General features: G+C 61.2%; 18 protein-coding genes. 8 read left to right on the forward strand and 10 right to left on the reverse strand.

Translation table 11 applies throughout. The features are described 5' to 3' along the window. Positions 1-84 precede the first annotated feature (84 nt). Both KHO30_RS07775 and KHO30_RS07780 read left to right on the forward strand, forming a co-directional pair. Positions 85-1,077 (forward strand): carbohydrate ABC transporter permease, encoded by a 993-nt coding sequence (locus tag KHO30_RS07775; protein ID WP_208620745.1) that lies wholly within the window; start codon positions 85-87, stop codon positions 1,075-1,077. 10 nt (positions 1,078-1,087) lie between these two features. Then, a complete protein-coding gene (locus KHO30_RS07780) occupies positions 1,088-1,939 on the forward strand; it encodes a carbohydrate ABC transporter permease (protein WP_054039020.1) in 852 nt (283 codons plus the stop codon). A 41-nt stretch (positions 1,940-1,980) separates the two neighbouring features. Here KHO30_RS07780 and KHO30_RS39185 read toward each other — a convergent pair whose 3' ends face one another. The 6 genes from KHO30_RS39185 to KHO30_RS07810 all read right to left on the reverse strand — a co-directional run bounded on the left by KHO30_RS39185 (position 1,981) and on the right by KHO30_RS07810 (position 9,249). Next, complete coding sequence (locus KHO30_RS39185) at positions 1,981-2,391, reverse strand: energy transducer TonB (RefSeq protein ID WP_244863966.1); 411 nt, start codon at positions 2,389-2,391, stop codon at positions 1,981-1,983. A 310-nt stretch (positions 2,392-2,701) separates the two neighbouring features. Then, entirely contained in the window at positions 2,702-3,100 is a 399-nt protein-coding gene (locus KHO30_RS07790) for an ExbD/TolR family protein (protein ID WP_093645370.1), read from the reverse strand. Beyond that, positions 3,097-3,750, reverse strand: coding sequence for a MotA/TolQ/ExbB proton channel family protein (locus KHO30_RS07795; protein WP_200618297.1), 654 nt, complete (start codon positions 3,748-3,750; stop codon positions 3,097-3,099). The genes KHO30_RS07790 and KHO30_RS07795 overlap by 4 nt, the downstream gene beginning before the upstream one ends. Before the next feature lie 27 nt (positions 3,751-3,777). Next, a complete protein-coding gene (locus KHO30_RS07800) occupies positions 3,778-6,123 on the reverse strand; it encodes a TonB-dependent receptor (protein ID WP_211700489.1) in 2,346 nt (781 codons plus the stop codon). A gap of 389 nt (positions 6,124-6,512) precedes the next feature. After that, positions 6,513-8,276, reverse strand: coding sequence for a S53 family peptidase (locus KHO30_RS07805; RefSeq protein ID WP_211700490.1), 1,764 nt, complete (start codon positions 8,274-8,276; stop codon positions 6,513-6,515). 622 nt (positions 8,277-8,898) lie between these two features. After that, positions 8,899-9,249: a DUF4148 domain-containing protein gene (locus tag KHO30_RS07810; protein ID WP_211700491.1), complete on the reverse strand. Its 351-nt coding sequence runs from the start codon at positions 9,247-9,249 to the stop codon at positions 8,899-8,901. A 519-nt stretch (positions 9,250-9,768) separates the two neighbouring features. On the opposite strand from KHO30_RS07810, the gene acs reads away from it, so the two are divergent. From acs to KHO30_RS07825, 3 genes are all read left to right on the forward strand, one after another. After that, positions 9,769-11,742 (forward strand): acetate--CoA ligase, encoded by a 1,974-nt coding sequence (gene acs / locus KHO30_RS07815; RefSeq protein WP_211700492.1) that lies wholly within the window; start codon positions 9,769-9,771, stop codon positions 11,740-11,742. 55 nt (positions 11,743-11,797) lie between these two features. Then, on the forward strand, positions 11,798-12,397 hold the full coding sequence (locus KHO30_RS07820) for an acetate uptake transporter (protein WP_211700493.1): 600 nt from the start codon (positions 11,798-11,800) through the stop codon (positions 12,395-12,397). A gap of 81 nt (positions 12,398-12,478) precedes the next feature. Further along, positions 12,479-12,718, forward strand: coding sequence for a UDP-glucose 4-epimerase (locus tag KHO30_RS07825; protein WP_200618302.1), 240 nt, complete (start codon positions 12,479-12,481; stop codon positions 12,716-12,718). Between the two features lie 48 nt (positions 12,719-12,766). On the opposite strand, the gene KHO30_RS07830 is transcribed toward KHO30_RS07825, so the two are convergent. The 4 genes from KHO30_RS07830 to KHO30_RS07845 all read right to left on the reverse strand — a co-directional run bounded on the left by KHO30_RS07830 (position 12,767) and on the right by KHO30_RS07845 (position 16,707). Continuing rightward, positions 12,767-13,294 carry a universal stress protein gene (locus KHO30_RS07830; RefSeq protein WP_211700494.1) on the reverse strand — a complete coding sequence of 176 codons (528 nt, stop codon included), beginning with the start codon at positions 13,292-13,294 and terminating at the stop codon, positions 12,767-12,769. Between the two features lie 40 nt (positions 13,295-13,334). Beyond that, positions 13,335-14,054, reverse strand: coding sequence for a Crp/Fnr family transcriptional regulator (locus KHO30_RS07835; protein ID WP_093645389.1), 720 nt, complete (start codon positions 14,052-14,054; stop codon positions 13,335-13,337). 204 nt (positions 14,055-14,258) lie between these two features. Continuing rightward, positions 14,259-15,548 carry an NRAMP family divalent metal transporter gene (locus KHO30_RS07840; RefSeq protein WP_211700495.1) on the reverse strand — a complete coding sequence of 430 codons (1,290 nt, stop codon included), beginning with the start codon at positions 15,546-15,548 and terminating at the stop codon, positions 14,259-14,261. A 286-nt stretch (positions 15,549-15,834) separates the two neighbouring features. Beyond that, on the reverse strand, positions 15,835-16,707 hold the full coding sequence (locus tag KHO30_RS07845; protein WP_054038995.1) for a LysR family transcriptional regulator: 873 nt from the start codon (positions 16,705-16,707) through the stop codon (positions 15,835-15,837). A gap of 206 nt (positions 16,708-16,913) precedes the next feature. Between KHO30_RS07845 and KHO30_RS07850 the strand changes: the two genes are divergently transcribed. From KHO30_RS07850 to KHO30_RS07860, 3 genes are all read left to right on the forward strand, one after another. Beyond that, on the forward strand, positions 16,914-17,876 hold the full coding sequence (locus tag KHO30_RS07850) for a sugar ABC transporter substrate-binding protein (protein WP_054038992.1): 963 nt from the start codon (positions 16,914-16,916) through the stop codon (positions 17,874-17,876). Positions 17,877-17,949: 73 nt separating this feature from the next. Continuing rightward, on the forward strand, positions 17,950-19,575 hold the full coding sequence (locus tag KHO30_RS07855; RefSeq protein ID WP_211700496.1) for a sugar ABC transporter ATP-binding protein: 1,626 nt from the start codon (positions 17,950-17,952) through the stop codon (positions 19,573-19,575). A 3-nt stretch (positions 19,576-19,578) separates the two neighbouring features. Then, complete coding sequence (locus KHO30_RS07860) at positions 19,579-20,580, forward strand: ABC transporter permease (RefSeq protein WP_054038990.1); 1,002 nt, start codon at positions 19,579-19,581, stop codon at positions 20,578-20,580. Positions 20,581-20,623 lie beyond the last annotated feature (43 nt).

Here is a 20,623-nt window from a genome sequence, read left to right on the forward strand (position 1 = left end):
TAAAGCGCCCACGCTGGTCGACAGCTTTGCATGGGACCAGAGTAACGCGCTAAAGCGCGAACTCTGGTCGACAGGAGATTGATTGTGTCGCATTCCGTCACCCGTCACACCGTCGGCGGCCCTGCCGAACCGGGCGGTCCTGGCTTGCCCGGTTCGGGCGTGCCGGCCTCGGGCGGTGCATTGCGCGGCGGGCCGCCTGGCGCGGCGCGCCGGCGCCGTCCGTCGCCGACCGCGCGTCGGCAGCGGCGAGCCGCTTTCCTGTTTCTCGCGCCGGCCTGCGTGATGGTGGCGATCTACGTCGTGTGGCCGATCATTTCGACCATGCGCCTGAGTTTTTTCAACTGGGATGGGATGACTGACCCATCCTTCGTCGGCCTCGCAAACTACATCGAGTTGTTCCATACGCCGACGTTCTACACGGCGCTGAAGAACAACCTCATCTGGCTGCTGCTGTTCCTGCTTGCGCCGCCGATGGGGCTCGCCGTCGCGCTCTATCTGAACCAGGCCGTGGCCGGCATCCGCATCGTCAAATCGCTGTTCTTCGCGCCGTTCGTGCTGTCGGGCGTGGTGGTTGGCCTGATCTTTTCGTGGTTCTACGACCCGACCTTCGGCTTGCTTGCAGTGATTCTCGGGCACGGCGTGCCGGTACTCGGCGACCCGCGGTACGCGACCCTCGGGATCGTGTTCGCCGCGCTGTGGCCGCAAACTGCGTATTGCATGATTCTTTATCTAACCGGTCTGACATCGCTGAACGCCGAGCAGATCGAGGCGGCGCGAATGGAAGGCGCGCGCGGCTGGTCGATGTTGTGGCACGTGATCCTGCCGCAATTGCGGCCGACCACGTTCATGGCGATCGTCGTCACGGTAATCGGCGCATTGCGCAGCTTCGATCTGATTTCGGTGATGACGAGCGGCGGACCGTTCGAAAGTTCGACCGTGCTCGCGTACTACATGTACGACCAGGCAATCAAGTACTACCGCATCGGCTACTCCGCGGCGGTGGCAGTTGTGCTGTTCGCCATCATGCTGGTGTACATCGTCTATCACCTGCGCCGCATGCTGCGCACCGAGCAATAAGGAGCCGATCATGTTTCCGATCCCGATCGACAAATGGAAGCCGGTGACGCGCCGCGCGTACAAACTGACCTTGCCGCTCGCGCTGCTGATCTGGTTGCTGCCGATGATCGCGGTGCTCGTGACCTCGGTGCGCTCGACGGAAGAGTTGAGCGAAGGTAACTATTGGGGCTGGCCGAAGCACTTCGCGATGTTCGATAACTATCGCGAGGCGCTGACGACCTCGCCGATGCTGCATTACTTCTGGAACAGCGTGCTGATTACAGTGCCCGCAGTGGTGGGTTCGATTGCACTTGCGGCGATGGCGGGATTCGCGCTGGCTATCTATCGGTTTCGCGGAAATTCGACCTTGTTTGCGACGTTTGTTGCGGGCAATTTCGTGCCGGTGCAGGTGTTGATGATTCCGGTGCGGGATCTGTCCTTGCAGCTCGGTCTGTTCAATACGGTGAGCGCGCTGATTCTGTTCCATGTGTCGTTTCAGACTGGATTTTGTGCGCTGTTTCTGCGGAACTTCATCAAGCAGTTGCCGTTTGAACTGGTCGAGGCGGCTCGGATCGAAGGCGCCAATGAGTGGACCGTGTTCTTCAAGATCGTATTGCCGTTGATTCGTCCCGCGCTGGCGGCGCTGGCGATTCTCGTGTTCACGTTCGTTTGGAATGACTACTTCTGGGCGCTGTGTCTGACGCAAGGTGACGATGCTGCGCCGATTACCGTAGGTGTCGCGGCGTTGAAAGGGCAGTGGACCACGGCGTGGAATCTGGTTTCGGCGGGGTCGATTCTTGCCGCGTTGCCGTCGGTCGCGATGTTCTTTGCGATGCAGAAGCATTTTGTGGCGGGGCTGACGTTTGGGGCGACGAAGGGGTGAGGTAGGCGTTGGTAGAAACCCAACGCGCAACCTTCACTGGGCTAGCTCACATTGAAATGCACGCGGATGTCCTGTCGGCTTTCGATCGGATGCCCAGCTTGCATCGCCGGAAAGAATCGCCATTTACGGAGCGTTTCTAGCAGGATCTGATTGAGGCGCGGGTTGGAGGTCGGCTTGATGAGTTCGACATCGACCGAGCCGTCAACGTGAATGGCGAAGCGTGCCGTCGCGACGGTTTGATACGCCTGGTCACGTAAATCGTCAGGGAGTTCCGGCAACGGTTGAGCAATGGCGTGCGCGGTTGCCTCGCCGGACGACGTGGCCGATGGCGTGGCGTTTGCTCTTTCTTCGGAAGAGGGACCGGCAGCACGAGCGGGCGGTTCGGCTGCTGGCTTTGGCTCTTGAGCCGTTGGCGCCGACTGCGCGGGCGTAGCGCTCTGTGTCGATCGCACATCCGGCTTCGATGGGACAGGTAGTGTCGTGCGTACTTGTGCTGACACGTGAGGGCGCGGATCGGCAGGCTGTTGTGACTTTGCCGGTGCGATCGGAGCAGGCGTAGTGTGCGCAACCGGAGCCTGCGGAGGATCGAGTTCTACCACCCGCATCTCGAGTGGCTTATCAGGCGTATGCATAGACGGCGTTGTACCCAACCAACTCCCCAGCTGAAACAAAAACCCAATCCATACGACTAGCGCGACCAGCACCGCTAGCGCAATCCGCATCCGCGGAGAATCGTCCACAGTGTCCGCGAATCGCATCCGGCTACTCACGACGCACGGCGATCAAAAACCGCTCAGCGCCCGCGCGGCGCGCGGCCAGCATCGCCTGAACGACCACGCCGTGGCCCGCTGTGTCGTCAGCAGCGATCACCACGTTGCCGTCCGCTTGCAGCAGGCGTTTTACCGTCGGCTCGACCTGATCAAGATGGACGGACTGATGATTCACAAATACCTCGTTGCTGCTGTCCACTGAAATGGTAAGTGGTTCATGTGCCGCCATCTTTTGCGCGCTGCCGGCAGGGAGATTGACCTTGAGTGCATCGAGCCGCTGCATCGCAAGCGATGCGAGCATGAAGGTCGCCAGCAGAAAGAACATCACATCGATCATCGGAATGATTTCGATGCGACCGCGCTTAGCCGCGCGCGAGCGCTTGAACTTCACGGCTGCGCTCCCACGGACGTGTCAGCAACGGCAAGGCGGATTTCGCTGAGCCGCGCATTCGCGAACGACTCGAGTTCATCCATGAGTCGTTCGAGCCGGCGGGAAAAATAGTTGAACGCAAAGAGCGCGAACAGCGCGACGACGAGACCGATCGCGGTTGCCACCAGCGACTGTGCCACGCCGCCGGTCACGCCACCTGGATCGACGAGACCATCGCCACCGAACAACTGGAACGAATGCATCATGCCGACGATGGTGCCCAACAGACCCAACAGAGGCGCCGCCGTCACGATGGTTTCCAGCACCCAGAAACCTTTGCTCATGTCTCGTTCGATTTGCGCGGCGACCGATTGCGCCTTCGCCTCGCGCAGCCACAGCGGTACAGAAGGATCAGGCGCCCACGGCGCGCTCATCCGTCTGAACGCGTTCTGACTGGAGACATCCTTCAATCTGCCGGCCCAATCAAGGGCTGAACCGGCCGCCGCAATCTCGTGTGTGCCACGCAGCGTGCCCGACAACCGGCCAAAACGCAGAAAGACATAGGCCCGGTCGAGGGCAATGGCGACGGCCAGAATAGCGAGTATCGTCAGCGGATAGATGACCCATCCACCTACGCGTACTGCCGCTAGAACGCTTGTCCAATCTTGCATGCTCTACCTCTTCGTAGCTGGACAGAATCAGAAGTGCTTGGTGACGCCGGCGTAGACGGCGAAATGCGGGCCGTACTGCGGGGCGCCGACACCGATACCCGACCCGTCGCGCAACTCATAGACGCGGTTGAATGCGTTAATCACGACGAGGCGCGCATCGAATTTGCCGATGAGCGGTTGATTAAAGTGCTGTATCACCCCGAGATTGACTTGCGCGTAGAGCGGCAGTCGATCCGTGTTCGCAAAGCCGCTGCGCAAACCGCTTCCGACGAGTCCGTCGAACGTGAAGGTCGTTCTGCCGAGATCGTAGGTCCCGCCGAACGACGCGGTGATGCGTTGGTCGTGATCCAGATAGACCCAGTGATTGTTGATATAGGCGAGTTCCGCCGGATCGAAATTGAACTGCGCGGAATCGATCTGCGTGCCCTGCGCGCGGCTCCACGCGAGATTCATATACGCAGATACGTTGTCCTGTTTGTAGTTGGCCGTGAACTCGACGCCATACACGCGCCCCTCCCTGTAGTTGAACGGCGTGAAGATAAGCGCTGAGCCGAACTGTCCTTCATCGAGCAGGTTCGCCGACTTCTTGTAGTAAGCGTCGAGCCCGACCGTCACGTTCGATCCAAGACGCTGGGTCACGCCGAGATCGAAATAATGGCTGCGTTCCGGTTGCACCTGGTCGTTCTGGTTCGATGGACTCTGGTTGGTCGTGCCATTGAAGCGGCTGATGGTCGAGCCGGATACCAATTCGAACGCAGGCGGCGTGAAATAGCGCGCGTAACCTGCGTGGAGGGTCGTGGCCGGCGTCAGCGCATAGACGAGACCGATGCGTGGGCTAAGCTGGCTCGCGCTGACATATTCGTCCATCTTGTCGTAGCGAAGACCATAGTTCAGCGTGAGCTTGTCCGTGATTTTCCACTCGTCCTGTACGTAGGCGCTGTACAGATAACCGGTCTTGCTGCTGGAGTCCTGAATGTTGAAGGGCTGATCTGAAAGCTGGTTGCCGTTGCTGTCCGTCGCGAATACGTTGACGCTGTCGTTGAACACGGCGTGTTCTTGCTGGAAGAAGATACCTGCCCGCACCGTATGCTTGTCGTTCAGCCGCCAGGTCGTGTCCACCTGTGCGCCATTGGCCGAGTTACTGTGAAAATCCTGTGACGCCACGCCGTTAAACAGGAGATCGCCGACCGGATCGGGATTGAATTGCGTCCGCGTGTAGCGGGTGAACAGGGCAACCTGATAGTCGAGTGCGCCGCCATTGGTGCCCTGGAGGGCCACCACCGCGAAGTTGTTCAACTCCGATTGCGTTTCGTTCAGTTGGCTCGAATCGAACGTGTTGCTGCCGTTGAGTGTGAAGTTGGTCGGCAAGCCGGGGGTGTTGGGAATCTCGAACTGGTTGCTCGTCGTGCCGAACATCACGCTCACTCGGGTGAGCGGGTTGATGATGTACGACATGTAACCGAACGCGTCGCCTTGACGGGTGTGATCGTGAATCGCGTTGGCACTCGCAGTGGGATTCTCGATCCCGAGGTTGTTCATGCCGAGCGAGCCACTGAAGTAGTAGCTGAACGGCCCCTCACTGCCGAATACATCTGCGCTGGTCTTGATCGTCTGATGGCTGCCGCCGAACACGTCGATGGAGCCACCGTTGCCGGCATCGCCCGTCTTCGTGCGGATGTCAACCACGCCTGCCGTGCGGTAGCCGTACTGCGCCGGTAACGCGCCGGTGAGCAGGTTCACCTGGTCGATGATGCGAGTGTCGAGTGCCTGGCCGAAACCGCTGATTGGCTCGGGAATGATGATGCCGTTGATGCGGTACTGCAGATTCGCGTGATCACCGCGCACGTGCAGTTGTCCGTACGAGTCGCTCGCCACGCCGGGCGCCTGGAGCAACACCTGGTTCAACGGCGTGTCTTGCCCCGCGGGCAGCGCATTGATATCGGCCTGGCCGAAACGGTACACGCTGCTGCCGGTTTCCGGCAGTAGTCCGTTGCGGGCTCGATCGAGACGCTTTGCGTTCACCTGAACGTCGAGCGTGTCGCTTTGAGCGAGTTTGACGCTTACTGCGCTTTCTGCACCTGCTGTCGTGGTCGTCACGCTGCTGCCGCTCGCAAATCCCGGTGCCGTAACCACGATCGCGTAAGTGCCCGGCGTCACATGGCCGATCGCAAAACGGCCGTCCGCATCCGTCTTTGCCTCATTGACCGCGGCGCCGCTTGCGTTCTGAACGCTCACGGTCGCGTTCCGGACGGGCTTGCCTGCTGCGTCGGTGACGGCGCCTGTTACCGAACCTTCGTCGGGCGCGGCATGGGCGTGAGCGGCGATAGCGAACAGCAGCAGGGCTGCATGGGAGACACGCGTGCGGTTTTTCATCGTTATTTGTTCAGGGTGAGCACTGGGTGGATGTGTTTTCTGTCTTGCCGACGTTTTTTCCAGGACGAAATACGGATGACCAGGCGTGCGCCGACCGGTCCCGATCAAGCGGGCACCTTGTCGTCATTCGTCACGAGGAATGTTATATCATTACATCGCAAAACAAAAATGACAACCCAATGGAGGGCACGGCGAGCGATTGGGGAAGGCGAGGAGAGGCGTTCTACGCGTGAGGGGCGGTCCGGATCCGGACCGCCGCAATTGTTCGGCGCGAGGGGGGATGCTCGCGCGGTGATTTCGACGAACGGTTTGCCCGTCGCCGCCGATGACCCGCGTGTCACGCAGTCATCGGCGAGCGTTCATGCGTTCACATCAATCGGCCTGCAGACTCAATGTGCAAAGCCGTTGCTCTTGATATAGGCGGACAGTTTCGCGATATCCAGACTGCCCCATCCGGTCGGATAGTCCCAACCGGTTCCCGCCTTGTAACCATAGCCGCCGTAGCCGTTGTTGCCCGATTTCACGTCGTGCACCAGCGAAGGCGTCGAGCTAATGGCGCTGTAAAAGCTGGCTGCGGGGAAGCCCAGGCTATTCGAGTTCGCGGTCTGTAAACGTGCCCACAGTCCGACGAAGATCGGCGAAGCGAGGCTCGTCCCGCCAATCTGCTGCAGCTGACCGTAGTTGTAAATCAGTGCACCGGTGCTCTGCGCCGCGTCGAAGGAGATGTCGGGCAGCAGGCGCTGGCTCGGCGTGCCGCTCACCGCCGATTGCCACGACGGCTTCGCCTCGTACACGCTGTAGCCGCCGCCGGTCGCCCAGAGCTTGCCGTTGCTGTCGAGCCCTTCATTCCAGACGGTTTCGCTCGAGTAGACGCCTGCTGACGTCGTGTAAAGCGTCGTGCCGCCGACGGCGATCACATTCGGCGACGAGGCCGGCCACGATACCGAATAGGTGCTGCCGTCCGGGTAGCCGCGGTTGTTGCACTCGTACACGCCCTCATCGCCGGACGACACCGAGAAGGTTTGCCCTTGTGCAGCCGCCGTCGAGAAGATGCGGTCTTCGGCCTGCAGCGTGCCGTCCGCGTTGGCATCGGCTTCACACCAGCCGAGCGACACGTTGATCACCTTCGCGACGTTATCGGACACCGCCTGATTGAACGCCTGCGTGAGGCCGGTGTTGCCGGACGCGCTTTGATCGGCCATATAAAACAGTAGTTGCTGCACGGCGCCGCCTGCGGAACCGACAATCGACTGGCTGTCGAGGTCCCATTCACCCTGGCCGTCCTGATCGTCGCTGTAGTCGCCATTCGACGACCCGGTCTGGATCGTCTGTGTGTTGACGGGCGCGAGACCGTTCGCGCTGGTGAACTGCTGGAGATCCTGCAGCGTCTGCGAGACGCCGCCGATCGTGATGATGCCGACCGTCGTGTTCGCCGCGGTGGGCGCGCTGCTGGCGTCGTAGATCGTCGGGAATTCGGTCGGATTGTGACCCTTGGCCGTACCGGCGGCCAGCGTCTTCGCGGCGGAACGCTCGCCGACCTTCAGCATCGGATGGGCTCGCGCGACGTTCTGCAAGCCGAGCACCGAACCGACTATTTCGCCGAGATCCTGCGGCACTTGTGCCGGCGCCGTGTTCGCGTAGCCGGCCTTGCCGTTCAACTGGTAGCGAACCAGCGGCGTATTGAAGGCCGCTTTGACTGCACCGGCGCTGCCGTCGGCGGAAATCAGCAGACGGTTCGGCGCGACGTGAATATTAACGAAGCCGTTCTTTCGCAAATGCGCGACGACGGCCTGCACTTGCGCTTCGGTCGGCGCGTATTGCGAGAGGAATTGCTGACGCTTGAGGAATTTGCCGAACTGCGCGTTGCCCGGCTGGTTGACTGCCTGCGCGAATTGCTTCAGTTGCGCCTCATCGCGAAGCTTGAGACTGACCACGACATGTGCGGTCTCGCCGGCGGCGAGTTCGAGCAGCGGCGTCGCACTGCGCGCCTCGACCTGGGAGGGCGTCACAAACGCCTTCGTGTCGGTGGGCGCCCACAGCGTGGACGCAGGTGATGCGCCGAACGCGGCGAACGAAGCAATGGCGAGAGGCAAAGCAACGACCGCGTAACGGTTTAGACAAAGGACCGTCTGTTTTGCGGCTGACGACTTCATGTGACCTCCTGAGATAACAGCGCAACGAGACGCCGAATCTTCCGGTGGCTGATTCCGGTCGAGTCAAATAAATAGGGATTTCGTCTGGAAGCGCTGTTCTGAATGGTTAATAGGGGCACTCAGTTAAATCCGTGAGCGCCGCCAAATTACCGTTCATTACAGATTATCGATACCTATCAGAATAGATAGTTGAGAGGGAGTGGAAGTCGAGAATGAACGAGGGCGACTACTTAGAAATATTATTGTTATCAGTTAGTTATGGAGTTGTTGATTGTTCGGCAACGCCTAAGTACATGGCGCGCTGCAATGGAGGTAGGACTCTAATTGATTTAATGAGCCCATCGTTCTGGTATTAATTACAAAATCATTTCTTTATGCTAATTCGATAGCGATCCATCGGGATTCGAAGAGTTTCCAATTAAAATGCATGTCTGCTCGATTGGAGTTAATTGAGCTGTATCGTCAAAGGGGAAATCAAAAAATAATGCGACCTGTGACCGACTCGTGAGCGCGGGCGGACGCCTCATGACACCACCGTCCGCTCGCCCCCGGCACAGGCATTCGCCAGCCCGCCAGTCATTCGCTGAATCCCGAACCACTCCCAGACGTGCATCGTCAGCGGTTAGCTGCCGAAGTACGGCGAGCAGAAGCTTACGGGGCCGACACACGCCGGCATCGCCGCGTCTGCTGAACGAGCGGGCGTGCTGGACGAGCGTTGGCCTGCCGCCGTCGAACCCGACATCGCCGGACCTTCGCCACTCGTGTTCATCTTCAGGCGTGCGGCCTGCTGCGCGAAGATCGGGTTGATCTCGGGATACGACGTGTCGGTCACGAGGTTCGAGCCGTTAGCTTCTGCCTGAACCAGTTCCTGGCGCACTTCCGCGCGGGTCTTTTCCTGCGCCGATGCCTGAGTGACTGCGCCGGCCGACGCAAGGAGGATCATCGAAAGAGTCATTGCAAGATTGAGTTTCATTTGGATGCCTAATTAAGGTTGATTGAATCTAACAATCCATGTGATTGAGAACCACGTCTTTACCTGTCCACCAATGTGATCTACGTGCTGCTGAAGCTGCGCAGAAGCGTTTCTGCTTTCGCTCGTAGACCGTCTGTTTGCTGCCGTCCACGTAAGGGCAAACACATCGCCTGGCGGCTTATTCCAGATTTTTTCTGCAGCCCCGGTGGAATGGTACAAAACTTACAATTGCCTGAAGGCGCCGACGAAACCCTGTACGCCACCGTACCGACTTCCCCCTCCTACGCGAGCACCGTCGTTGCAAGCCCTCTGCTTTTCTCCGTCACCGCGGATCGAAACAGTTTCGTGTGACAAGGCTTCCCTGACCGATTTGTGCGCCATCCCCATTTCGCCCGGAGCGGCCAACCGCTTGATCGAACCGATCACGCGGAATGCCATGTCACGCCCGGCGCAGCAGGGGCGCCGCCACGAGCGCAACACATCTATCAAGCACGCACGAAAGCGTGCAAGGGACACAAAATGTCAACCAGCGATTCGATTCTGGAGGAGCCGCAAGCCTTCCTTCCTCACGCCAGCGTGGCGGCTTACGCCGCGATCTCCGGCATGGATGCCTACCGCGCGTTGGTCGCCGAAGCTGAGCGCGATTACACAGGATTCTGGGCGCGTCTCGCGCGCGAAACGCTCGAGTGGAAAAAGCCGTTTTCTACGGTTCTCGATGAATCGCGTACGCCGTTCTATGAATGGTTCAACGATGGCACCCTCAATGCGTCCTACAACTGCCTCGACCGTCACGTCGAAGCCGGCAACGGTGAGCATGTTGCGGTGATCTTCGAAGCCGACGACGGCACCGTCACGCACGTCACCTACCAGCAATTGCTCGAACGAGTGAGCCGCTTTGCCAACGCTTTGCGAACGCGCGGCGTGAAGAAAGGCGACCGCGTGGTGATCTACATGCCAATGTCGATTGAAGGCATCGTGGCGATGCAGGCGTGCGCGCGCATTGGCGCGACGCACTCTGTTGTGTTCGGCGGCTTTTCGTCGAAATCGCTCAATGAACGGATCGTCAACGTGGGCGCGATCGCGCTGGTGACCTGCGATGAACAGATGCGCGGCGGCAAGGCGCTGCCGTTGAAGAGTATCGCGGACGAGGCCCTTGCGCTGGGCGGCTGCGAAGCGGTGAAAAGCGTTATCGTCTATCGGCGCACGGGCGGCAAGGTTGCGTGGCACGAAGGGCGCGACCTGTGGATGCACGAGCTCACAGAAGCCGCAGCAGACACGTGCGAGCCCGAATGGGTCGGCGCGGAACATCCGCTCTTTATTCTGTATACGTCTGGTTCGACGGGGGTGCCCAAAGGTGTGCAGCACAGCACGGGCGGCTTCCTGATGTGGGCCGCGCAGACCATGAAGTGGACCTTCGATGCGAAGCGCAGCGACGTATTCTGGTGTACCGCCGACATCGGCTGGATCACTGGCCATAGCTACATCGCGTACGGCCCGACAGCGATCGGCGCGACCCAGGTCGTGTTCGAAGGCGTGCCCACCTATCCGAACGCCGGCCGTTTCTGGGAGATGATCGCGAAACACCGCGTGACTGTGTTCTACACTGCGCCGACCGCGATCCGTTCGCTCATCAAGCTTGCCGAGTCCGATCCCAAAGTTCATCCGGACCGTTACGACCTGTCAACATTGCGTTTGCTCGGCACAGTCGGCGAGCCGATCAACCCGGCCGCGTGGACGTGGTTCTACGAACACGTCGGCCATAGCCATTGCCCTGTCATCGATACCTGGTGGCAAACGGAAACGGGCGGCCACATGATCGCGCCGATGCCGGGCGCGACGCCACTGGTGCCGGGTTCGTGCACGCTGCCGCTGCCTGGCATCATGGCCGCGGTCGTCGACGAAACCGGGCAGGATGTGCCGAACGGGCAGGGCGGCATTCTCGTCGTCAAACGGCCGTGGCCGTCGATGCTGCGCGGCGTCTGGGGCGATCCGGAGCGCTATAAGAAGAGTTACTTCCCCGAAGAGCTCGGCGGCAAGCTGTACCTCGCCGGCGATGGCGCGGTGCGTGACGAGGACACCGGCTACTTCACGATTACCGGCCGTATCGACGATGTGCTCAACGTGTCAGGCCACCGGCTCGGCACGATGGAGATCGAGTCGGCACTCGTCGCGAACCCGCTGGTGGCGGAAGCCGCGGTCGTCGGCCGTCCCGACGAGACGACCGGCGAAGTCGTCGTCGCGTTCGTGGTGTTGAAGGGCGAGCGGCCGACCGGTGACCAGGCGATCAGAATCGCGACCGAATTGCGCAACTGGGTCGGCAAGGAAATCGGGCCGATCGCAAAGCCCAAGGAAATCCGCTTCGGCGAGAATCTGCCGAAAACGCGCTCGGGCAAGATCATGCGCCGCTTGCTGCGCTCGCTGGCGGCCGGCGAAGAAATTACCCAGGACGTATCCACGCTGGAAAATCCGGCGATTCTCGATCAGCTCGGGTGATGGTTCGCGAAGGCCGCGAGATTGCCGGAGCGTTTTTTATCTTCAGGAGCAGGCCATGGTCAGCGCACCGATTCGAACCACACTTGCGAACCCCGCGCCACTGGGTCTCGCCGGTTTTGCATTGACAACGTGGCTGCTCAGCATGATCAACGCCGGCTGGTTTTCCGGCGAGTCAATGGGCCTCGTGCTCGCTTGCGCGCTCGCTTACGGCGGGACCGCGCAGGCCATTGCCGGGATGATGGAGTTGCCGCGCGGCAATACCTTCGGCGCGACGGCCTTTCTAAGTTATGGCGCGTTCTGGTGGTCGTTTGCACTGTTCGTGCTTTTTTTACACGACAAGGTGCCGCCCGCGTTCGTCGGTTGGTATCTGTTTCTTTGGGGCGTCTTCACGTTTTATATGTGGCTGGCGACCTTTCGCTCGCCTCGCGCGCTGCAGTTCATCTTTCTGGCGCTCTGGATCACCTTCGGCCTGTTGGCTGGAGGAGAGTGGACGGGTTCAGGCCTGGTGCGGATGGCGGGCGGCTATATGGGACTCATCACCGCGGCGTTGGCGTTCTATCTGTCCGCAGCGGACGTGATCAACGAGGTGCACGGGCGAGTGGTTCTGCCGGTCGGCGATCCACGGGTGCTTAGCCGGCATGCTGTGGCGCTCTGATAGACCAGTTGGGCGGCGCGCGCAAACCGCGAGCGTCGAACACGCACCACGTTGCGTTGAGCAGGCACGAGGCAAAACTTTATGAACCTGTCGGGAAGAGTGGACGGCGATGGCTGGACGGTCACGGCTTGTGCACGCGAAAGCGGCACTGAATTTGGCTGTCTGATCGGTACGAGCGTTGCCGCGCCGGATGGTGTGGTCGTGCGTGAATTCACGCACGACCGAAACTTCAGCACGCCGCAGGAGGCCGTGCTGGACGGCCTGAAGCAGGGCATGTCGTGGGTGGATCTGACGACCTCGAATACGATTTGCGCTGCCTGAGCGCGCCGTATTTCCCACCCTCGACGCGACGTCGAGCGCCCCGGCTCTCTAGTGCGGCGGCATCTCATACATCACAGCGGCAACGTCGGTATGCCCCGGTTTGGCCGACTCCACGTGCGTGGTTTGCGCCTGGCGACTCGGTATCAGCAATACCGGACAGCACGCACTGCGCACCACGCGTTCGGCGACGCTGCCGAGAAACAGACGCTTGAAGCCGCGCCGGCCGTGCGTGCCGAGCACCAGCAGGTCCGCATTGAATTCGTTCGCCGTGATGCGGATGCGCTCCGAAATATCCTCGCCGATCGGCTCGACGTCCACCATGCGCGGCGTGCCGGCCACGTTTTCGTGTTTCATGCGTGCCAGTGCGTCTGCCAGCAGCCGTTTGCCTTCTTCCACAAACGCGTCATGCAGGATCGTCGGATCGTAGCCGGAGGCGTCGTACGCCATCAGCGGATTGTCGACGACATAGAGCGGCTGCAGTTGCGCGCCGCTCTCGCTCGCGAGTTGCAAAGCGGCGTTGAATGCATGCTCGGACGTGTCGCTGCCGTCGATTGCTACCAGAATGTGTTTATACATATCAGCCTCGAAGAGTTTGTTCAAAGAGTTGCCGTGTCACTTAAACGGCTCTCAGATCGGGCAGCAGGCGGTCGAATTCCCGCCTCACCACGCCGTAGCATTCGCACACGCGTTCCTCTAGACCCGACCGGTCGACCACTTCGATATGGCCGTAGCTGTAGCGGATCAAGCCCGCGTCCTGCAGCTTCATGGCCGCTTCGGTGACACCGGACCGGCGCACGCCGAGCATGTTGGCAATCAACTCCTGGGTCATCTTGAGTTCGTTCGACGGCAAGCGGTCGATACTCAACAGCAACCAGCGGCACAACTGCTGATCGATCGTGTGATGCCGGTTGCAGACGGCCGTTTGCGCCATCTGCGTGATGAGCGCCTGCGTGTAACGCAGCAGCAAGCGTTGCACCGGGCCGGCACGATGAAACTCTTCTTTCAGAATGCGCGCGTCGAGCCGGTATGCCTTTCCGGCGCTTTGCACGACCGCGCGGCTAGGCGTCGTTTCGCCGCCCATGAAGAGCGCGATACCGATCAATCCCTCATTGCCGACAATCGCGATCTCGGCCGACGAGCCGTCTTCCATCACATAGAGCAGCGAGACGATCGCGGTGGTGGGGAAGTAGACATAGTCGAGCCGGTCACCCGATTCGTAGACGACCTCCCCGAGCGGCATATCGAGCGCGATGAGATGCGGTGCGATGCGTTCCCACTCTGCTTTCGGCAGCACGGAAAGCAAATGGTTATCTTTCGGTTGATGTGTGGTCAACATGAACCACCCCACAGTGTCCTGCCGAAAAACGACCTCGTATTCGCAGAACTGACTTGAAAAGTTTTCAGGTCCTCCTGACGGGGCGGTTGCGAAATCGACTGGAAAGCGGTTTGGAAATCGCCGGTGCATACAGGGCCAGCAACCATTCTGGCACGCTTCGTGGTGCGCGTCTGTACGGTGGCGTTCACGTCTTGAGCGCATGGCTCATGCAACCCAGCTGACAGCCATCGCGATGACCGTAATCGCCATCACACCGGTAGCAATCCAGCCGAGGACGCGCAGCACCAGCGGCAACGTGAAGCGCGACATGATGCCGGTTCGCATCGACAGATGCATCATGACGATCATGACCGGCACGGCGACCACCCCATTGAGCACGGCGCTCCAGAAGAGCGCCTTGACCGGGTCTATCGAGGTGAAATTCAAGCCGACGCCGATCGCTGTCGCCGCCGCGATCACGCCGTAAAACGCCTTCGCCTGCAGCGGCAGACGGGCCAGACCGACCCGCCATGCGAACAGTTCGCCCACTGCGTAGGCACCCGAGCCGGCCAGTACCGGCAGCGTCAACAAACCGGTGCCGATAATGCCGGCCGCGAAAATGGCAAACGTGAACGGTCCCGCGACCGCTCGCAGCGCTTCCGCTGCCTGAGCCGACGTCTGGATATCGTTGAGCCCGTGAGCATGCAACGTCGCTGCTGTGGTCACGACGATAAAGAACGCGATGGTATTCGACAGCGCCATGCCGAGATAGGTGTCGATGCGGATTCGCGCGAACTCGGCGGGGGCCTCCCACGGTGCGTGAGTGAGCGGATGGGCGCCGGGCCGCTCCAGTTCGTCTTCGACTTCCTGTTCGGCCTGCCAGAAAAACAGGTAAGGGCTGATCGTGGTACCCATGACCGCGACGATGGCCACGATGTAATCCGGCTTGGCCGAGAGCGGCGGCCAGATCACTGCCCAGCCCACCTGGGTCCACGGCACTTTGACGACGAACGCGCAGATCACATAGCTGAAGAGCGACAGGCACAGCCATTTGAGTATCGACACATAGCGTGAGTAACGCGTAAAAACTTCGAGCGCTACCGAGAGCAGGCCGAAACCGCAGACATAGAGCAGCGCGGGGCCCGAGATCAACAGCTTGAGCGCCGCGCCCATCGCGCCGAGGTCCGCGCCCAGATTGATGATGTTCGCAATCAGCAGCAGACTGACGACGCTGGTGGAAAGCCAGCGCGGATAGTGCCGCCGCAAATTGCCGGCGATGCCACAGCCGGTCACGCGCCCGATGCGCGCGCTGATTTCCTGGATCGCGGCCATCAGGGGGTAGCTGAACAGGAGGGTCCAAGCAAGGCCATAGCCGAATTGCGCGCCGACCTGCGAATAGGTGGCGATGCCGCTCGGGTCGTCGTCCGAGGCACCGGTGATAAGGCCGGGCCCCATCACCTGAAGCAGTTTCGGGCGAGTCGGCTGCTTGACCGGATCGCGGGTTAGCGTATCCATGGCCGGGAGCTCCTGGTGGCGGGCGCGGCCGCCTCCACCCGTCGGATGGTTGCGGGGCCGCCGGTTCGGTCGTCACCACGCCTTCATGCGCAGTGCGGCCGGCGTGACACGGGCAGCCATCGCACTTCTTTTGCTGATGTGCGGCGTGTCGAGTCGAGTCGAGTCGAGTCGAGGGTGCGCCGATTCGCCGATGCAGTCGGTACGGTGTCGTACCACGCTACCCGGCTACCCACTTTGCATGTGCCCGGTGAAACGACCTGAGCATTGCGAAGCCCAGCACCCCGGCCTAACGAAAAATCTCGGCGATGAGGTTGGCCACCGTGCGGATCCGCTCGCTATCGCGTAGAGCGGGATGCAGCACCATCCACACATCCTGGTCGAGCGCCTTGATATGTTTCTCGATGCAGACGAGATCGCTCGTGGTGTCGCCCGCGAGTTGGGCAAGCACGCCGAGCCCGGAGCCGCCCAGCACGCCGTCGAATACGCCCATGCCATAGCTGCTTCGAAGCGAAGGCGCCGGCGCGCCGGGCAGGGTTTTCAGCCATTGCGTGGCCGGGTGATCGGGTTGCCGGTCGTCATAGCCGACGAACGACAACTTGTCCCACTCTTTCCGGGTAATCGCTGCCTTGTGGCGCAGGTAGTAGTCGCGCGAACCGAACAGCCCGAAGCGGATCCGGCCGATGCGCCGTACATACAGATCGCCCTCGTCCGGGCATTCGGACCACAGCGCGATATCCGCTTCGCGGCGGGCAAGGCTATACGGCCGCCGCGAGGTCAGCACCTCGATGGCGAGGCCGGGCAGCCGGTCCTGGAACGAGCCAAGCAGTTTAAGCAAAATGTAAGATGGCCATTCGACGGCGTTGATCCGCACCGTGCCGTGAGCCGCTGCGCCGCCGGTCACGTCCGCGGCACGCTCGATCTGGTGGGCCAGATCCTCCATCTGCTCGGCCCAGGCCAGCACGCGCGCGCCGAATGCCGTCACCGTACAGCCCGACGGCACCCGGTCGATAAGCGGCTCGCCCAGCCGCCGTTCAAGCTCGGTCAGGCGGCGCGACAGGGTGGGCGGACTCAGATCGCATGCCGTCGCGGCGGCTCGCATCGTGCCGCCGCGGGCGATCGCCACCAGAATCCGCAGGTCGTCCCAGTCAACGTGTTCCATTTTTGAAACGCTCGATTTTGAAATTAGGCATAGCATAACGTGGATCGCGAGGATAGCATTGGACCTGGCCATACTCGTCCCAGCATCTGGCAAAGAAACCCGAGGGCTTCATTGGCAACTGGCGGCAAGTGTGGTGAACCTGCCCATCACACGACTCAACGGCTATCAGTCACTACGTAGACCGAACGAGCGATACGGAGACATCAATGATTCGTCATTTCCAACCGGCGCGGCGTCGCGCTATCGTAGCCAGCGCAGCTTTCTTCGCAGTGTCGATTCTGCCGGGCGCAGCGTTCGCTCAGGCCGCCCACAAGCCGAAAGTCGCACTGGTGATGAAGTCGTTGGCGAACGAGTTTTTCCTGACCATGGAAACCGGCGCGAAAGACTATCAGAAGCAGAACCCCACGAAATTCGATCTCGTCACGAACGGCATCAAGGACGAGACCGATACGGGTAATCAGATTCGCATCGTCGAACAGATGATCGTGTCGAAGGTCGACGCACTCGTGATCGCACCAGCCGATTCCAAGGCGCTGGTGCCGGTTCTGAAGAAAGCGGTCGATGCCGGCATTATCGTGGTCAATATCGACAACAAGCTGGACCCGGACGTGCTCAAGTCGAAAGACCTGAACATCCCGTTCGTCGGCCCGGATAACGCCAAGGGCGCGCAGAAGGTAGGCGACTACCTGGCCAAGCGCCTGAAGTCGGGCGACAACGTCGCCATTATCGAAGGCGTCTCGACTACCACCAACGCGCAGCAACGCACGGCCGGCTTCAAGCAGGCCATGGCGACGGGCGGCATGAAGGTCGTCTCGCTGCAATCGGGTGAGTGGGAAATCGACAAGGGCAACGCCGTCGCGAGCCAGATTCTCAATGCGAACCCGGACGTCAAGGCGCTGCTGTGCGGTAACGACAACATGGCGATCGGCGCGGTATCGGCCGTGCGTGCAGCGGGCAAGGCGGGCAAGGTGCAGGTGGTGGGCTATGACGACATCAACGCGATCAAGCCGATGCTCGCCGACGGCCGCGTCCTCGCCACGGCCAATCAGTACGCCGCCAGACAGGCCGTGTTCGGTATCGATACGGCTTTGAAGGCAATCGCTGAACACAAGAAGCAGTCGGAATTGTCGGGCGTCGTCGAAACGCCTGTCGATCTGGTCACCAAGTAAGATTGGGGCAACACGTGGCCCGCGTCGTTTGCGGGCCACCCCCGCCTGATCTTTGTCTGGCTTTATCAATCTGATGTCCACTCCCAACCTATCCTTGGCCGTTGCCCCGCCCGTGCTGACTGTGCAGGGCATCGGCAAGACCTACGCCGGGCCGGTGCTCGCCGATATCTCGCTGGATCTGTACGCGGGCGAGGTGCTGGCGCTGACCGGCGAAAACGGCGCGGGCAAGAGCACCTTGTCCAAGATCGTCGGCGGCCTCGTTACGCCGACCACCGGTTCAATGACGCTTGGCGGCGCAGCTTATACGCCGGGCAGCCGCAAGGACGCCGAGGCGCTCGGCGTGCGCATGGTCATGCAGGAGTTGAACCTGCTGCCGACCCTCTCGGTGGCGGAGAACCTGTTCCTGAATCGTTTGCCGCAGCGCGGCATGTTCGGCTGGATTGATCGCGCCAAACTGCGCGAGGACGCCCGGCATGCCATGGCGCAAGTCGGGCTCGACGCGATCGACCCTGACACGCTGGTGGGCACACTGGGCATCGGCCATCAGCAGATGGTGGAGATCGCGCGCAATCTGATCGGCGATTGCCGCGTGCTGATCCTCGACGAACCCACCGCGATGCTGACCGCCCGCGAGGTGGACCTGCTTTTCGAGCAGGTCGAACGGCTCAAGGCGCGCGGCGTCGCGCTGGTGTACATCTCTCATAGACTTGAAGAATTGAAGCGTATCGCGCGGCGCGCAGCTGTGCTGCGTGACGGGCGGCTCGTGCATGTCGACGAGATGGCGAACCTCTCGGCCGACCGTCTGGTCACGCTGATGGTTGGCCGCGATATCGGCGAGCGGATCGATCTCGGCGAACGGCGCATTGGCGAAGTGGCGCTCAAGGTCACGGGCATGACCCGCGAGCCGGTCGTGCGCGATGTGTCATTCGAAGTCAAAGCAGGCGAGATTTTCGGTATCAGCGGTCTGATCGGCGCAGGCCGTACGGAATTGATGCGGCTCGTCTACGGGGCCGATCGCGCGGACGCCGGTACGGTGTCGATCGCACATGGCGGCGGCCCGCTCCAGCCGGTGACGGTATCTTCACCGTCGGACGCGGTGAAGAACGGCATCGCGCTGATTACGGAGGACCGCAAAGGCGAGGGCCTCCTGCTGACGCAACCCATTGCCGCCAATATCTCGCTCGGCCATTTGCGCTCGGTGTCAAAGAACGGTGTGGTGGACGCGCGTCGCGAAGCGGCGCTGGCGCGCAAACAGATCGACGCTATGAGCATCCGCAGCTCGGGGCCGTCTCAACCGGTGTCGGAACTCTCCGGCGGCAACCAGCAGAAGGTGGTGATCGGCCGCTGGCTCGCGCGCGATTGCACGGTGTTGCTGTTCGACGAGCCCACACGTGGCATCGACGTCGGGGCGAAGTTCGATATCTACGCCCTGATGGGCGCGCTTGCACGGGAAGGCCGCGCGTTGGTGGTGGTGTCGAGCGATCTGCGCGAATTGATGTCGATTTGCGACCGGATCGGGGTGATGTCGGCGGGACGGATGACGGGCATGTTCGAGCGCGGAAGCTGGACCCAGGACGCGCTGCTCGCAGCGGCGTTCGCGGGCTATACGAAACGCGACGCGCTGCTGCACGACCCGATCGAACCCGACGCGAAAGCGCCCGACTCAGCGGCGCCCGATCAAAAATCTGTGGAGTATTGAAGCATGACTGCACCAACCAGCCTGCCTTCCGTGCAGAACGAACCGCCCAAGGACGCGAAGCCGATCGGCACGCGCCTTGGATTCTCGAACTATATCGGCCTGCTCGGCGCGTTGCTCGGGATGATCGTCCTGTTCTCGCTGCTGAGCTCGCACTTCCTCAGCTACGACACGTTCAGCACGATCGCAAACCAGATTCCCGATCTGGTCGTGATGTCGGTCGGCATGACCTTTGTGCTCATCATCGCCGGGATCGACCTGTCGGTTGGCTCCGTGCTGGCGCTCGGCGCGGCGCTCACGAGCGTGGCGGCCTTGCAATGGCACTGGCCGGCGCTGCCTGCCGCCTTGCTCGGCATGGCGGGGGCGGCCTTGACGGGCTGCGTGACCGGCGCGATTACCGTGGCCTGGCGGATTCCGTCGTTCATCGTGTCGCTCGGCGTGCTCGAGGCGGCCCGCGGTCTCGCGTACCAGATGACCAACTCACGCACGGCCTATATCGGCGATGCGTTCGATTTCCTCTCCAACCCGATCGCGTTCGGCATTTCTCCCGCGTTCCTGATTGCTATCGTCGTGATGGTCGTCGCGCAGTTGGTGCTGACCCGCACGGTGTTCGGACGTTATCTGGTCGGCATCGGCACGAACGAGGAAGCGGTGCGCCTCGCCGGCGTCAACCCGCGTCCGTACAAGATTGCTGTGTTCGCGATGATGGGCTTGCTGGCCGGCCTCGCGTCCCTGTTCCAGATTTCGCGGCTCGAGGCTGCGGATCCGAATGCCGGCGCGGGCATCGAATTGCAGGTGATCGCGGCGGTCGTGATCGGCGGAACGAGCTTGATGGGCGGACGCGGCTCGGTGATCAGCACCTTCTTTGGCGTGTTGATCATCTCGGTGCTGGCCGCGGGTCTTGCCCAGATCGGGGCAACCGAGCCGACCAAACGCATCATCACGGGGGCTGTGATTGTCGTGGCCGTCGTGCTGGATACGTATAGAAGCCGACGTCGCGCTGCATAAATATTGACCCATTAATGACCGTCAGCGACCCTTCGTGGACGGT

This window comes from Paraburkholderia aspalathi (assembly GCF_905220735.1).
GTDB classification, from domain to species: domain Bacteria; phylum Pseudomonadota; class Gammaproteobacteria; order Burkholderiales; family Burkholderiaceae; genus Paraburkholderia; species Paraburkholderia aspalathi.

Coding starts and splice junctions, on each gene's coding strand:
- KHO30_RS07780 (WP_054039020.1), top strand. CDS start 1,088: ATGTTTCCGATCCCGATCGACAAATGGAAGCCGGTGACGCGCCGCGCG.
- KHO30_RS07795 (WP_200618297.1), bottom strand. CDS start 3,750: ATGCAAGATTGGACAAGCGTTCTAGCGGCAGTACGCGTAGGTGGATGG.
- KHO30_RS07800 (WP_211700489.1), bottom strand. CDS start 6,123: ATGAAAAACCGCACGCGTGTCTCCCATGCAGCCCTGCTGCTGTTCGCT.
- KHO30_RS07805 (WP_211700490.1), bottom strand. CDS start 8,276: ATGAAGTCGTCAGCCGCAAAACAGACGGTCCTTTGTCTAAACCGTTAC.
- KHO30_RS07810 (WP_211700491.1), bottom strand. CDS start 9,249: ATGAAACTCAATCTTGCAATGACTCTTTCGATGATCCTCCTTGCGTCG.
- acs (WP_211700492.1), top strand. CDS start 9,769: ATGTCAACCAGCGATTCGATTCTGGAGGAGCCGCAAGCCTTCCTTCCT.
- KHO30_RS07820 (WP_211700493.1), top strand. CDS start 11,798: ATGGTCAGCGCACCGATTCGAACCACACTTGCGAACCCCGCGCCACTG.
- KHO30_RS07825 (WP_200618302.1), top strand. CDS start 12,479: ATGAACCTGTCGGGAAGAGTGGACGGCGATGGCTGGACGGTCACGGCT.
- KHO30_RS07830 (WP_211700494.1), bottom strand. CDS start 13,294: ATGTATAAACACATTCTGGTAGCAATCGACGGCAGCGACACGTCCGAG.
- KHO30_RS07835 (WP_093645389.1), bottom strand. CDS start 14,054: ATGTTGACCACACATCAACCGAAAGATAACCATTTGCTTTCCGTGCTG.
- KHO30_RS07840 (WP_211700495.1), bottom strand. CDS start 15,548: ATGGATACGCTAACCCGCGATCCGGTCAAGCAGCCGACTCGCCCGAAA.
- KHO30_RS07845 (WP_054038995.1), bottom strand. CDS start 16,707: ATGGAACACGTTGACTGGGACGACCTGCGGATTCTGGTGGCGATCGCC.
- KHO30_RS07850 (WP_054038992.1), top strand. CDS start 16,914: ATGATTCGTCATTTCCAACCGGCGCGGCGTCGCGCTATCGTAGCCAGC.
- KHO30_RS07855 (WP_211700496.1), top strand. CDS start 17,950: ATGTCCACTCCCAACCTATCCTTGGCCGTTGCCCCGCCCGTGCTGACT.
- KHO30_RS07860 (WP_054038990.1), top strand. CDS start 19,579: ATGACTGCACCAACCAGCCTGCCTTCCGTGCAGAACGAACCGCCCAAG.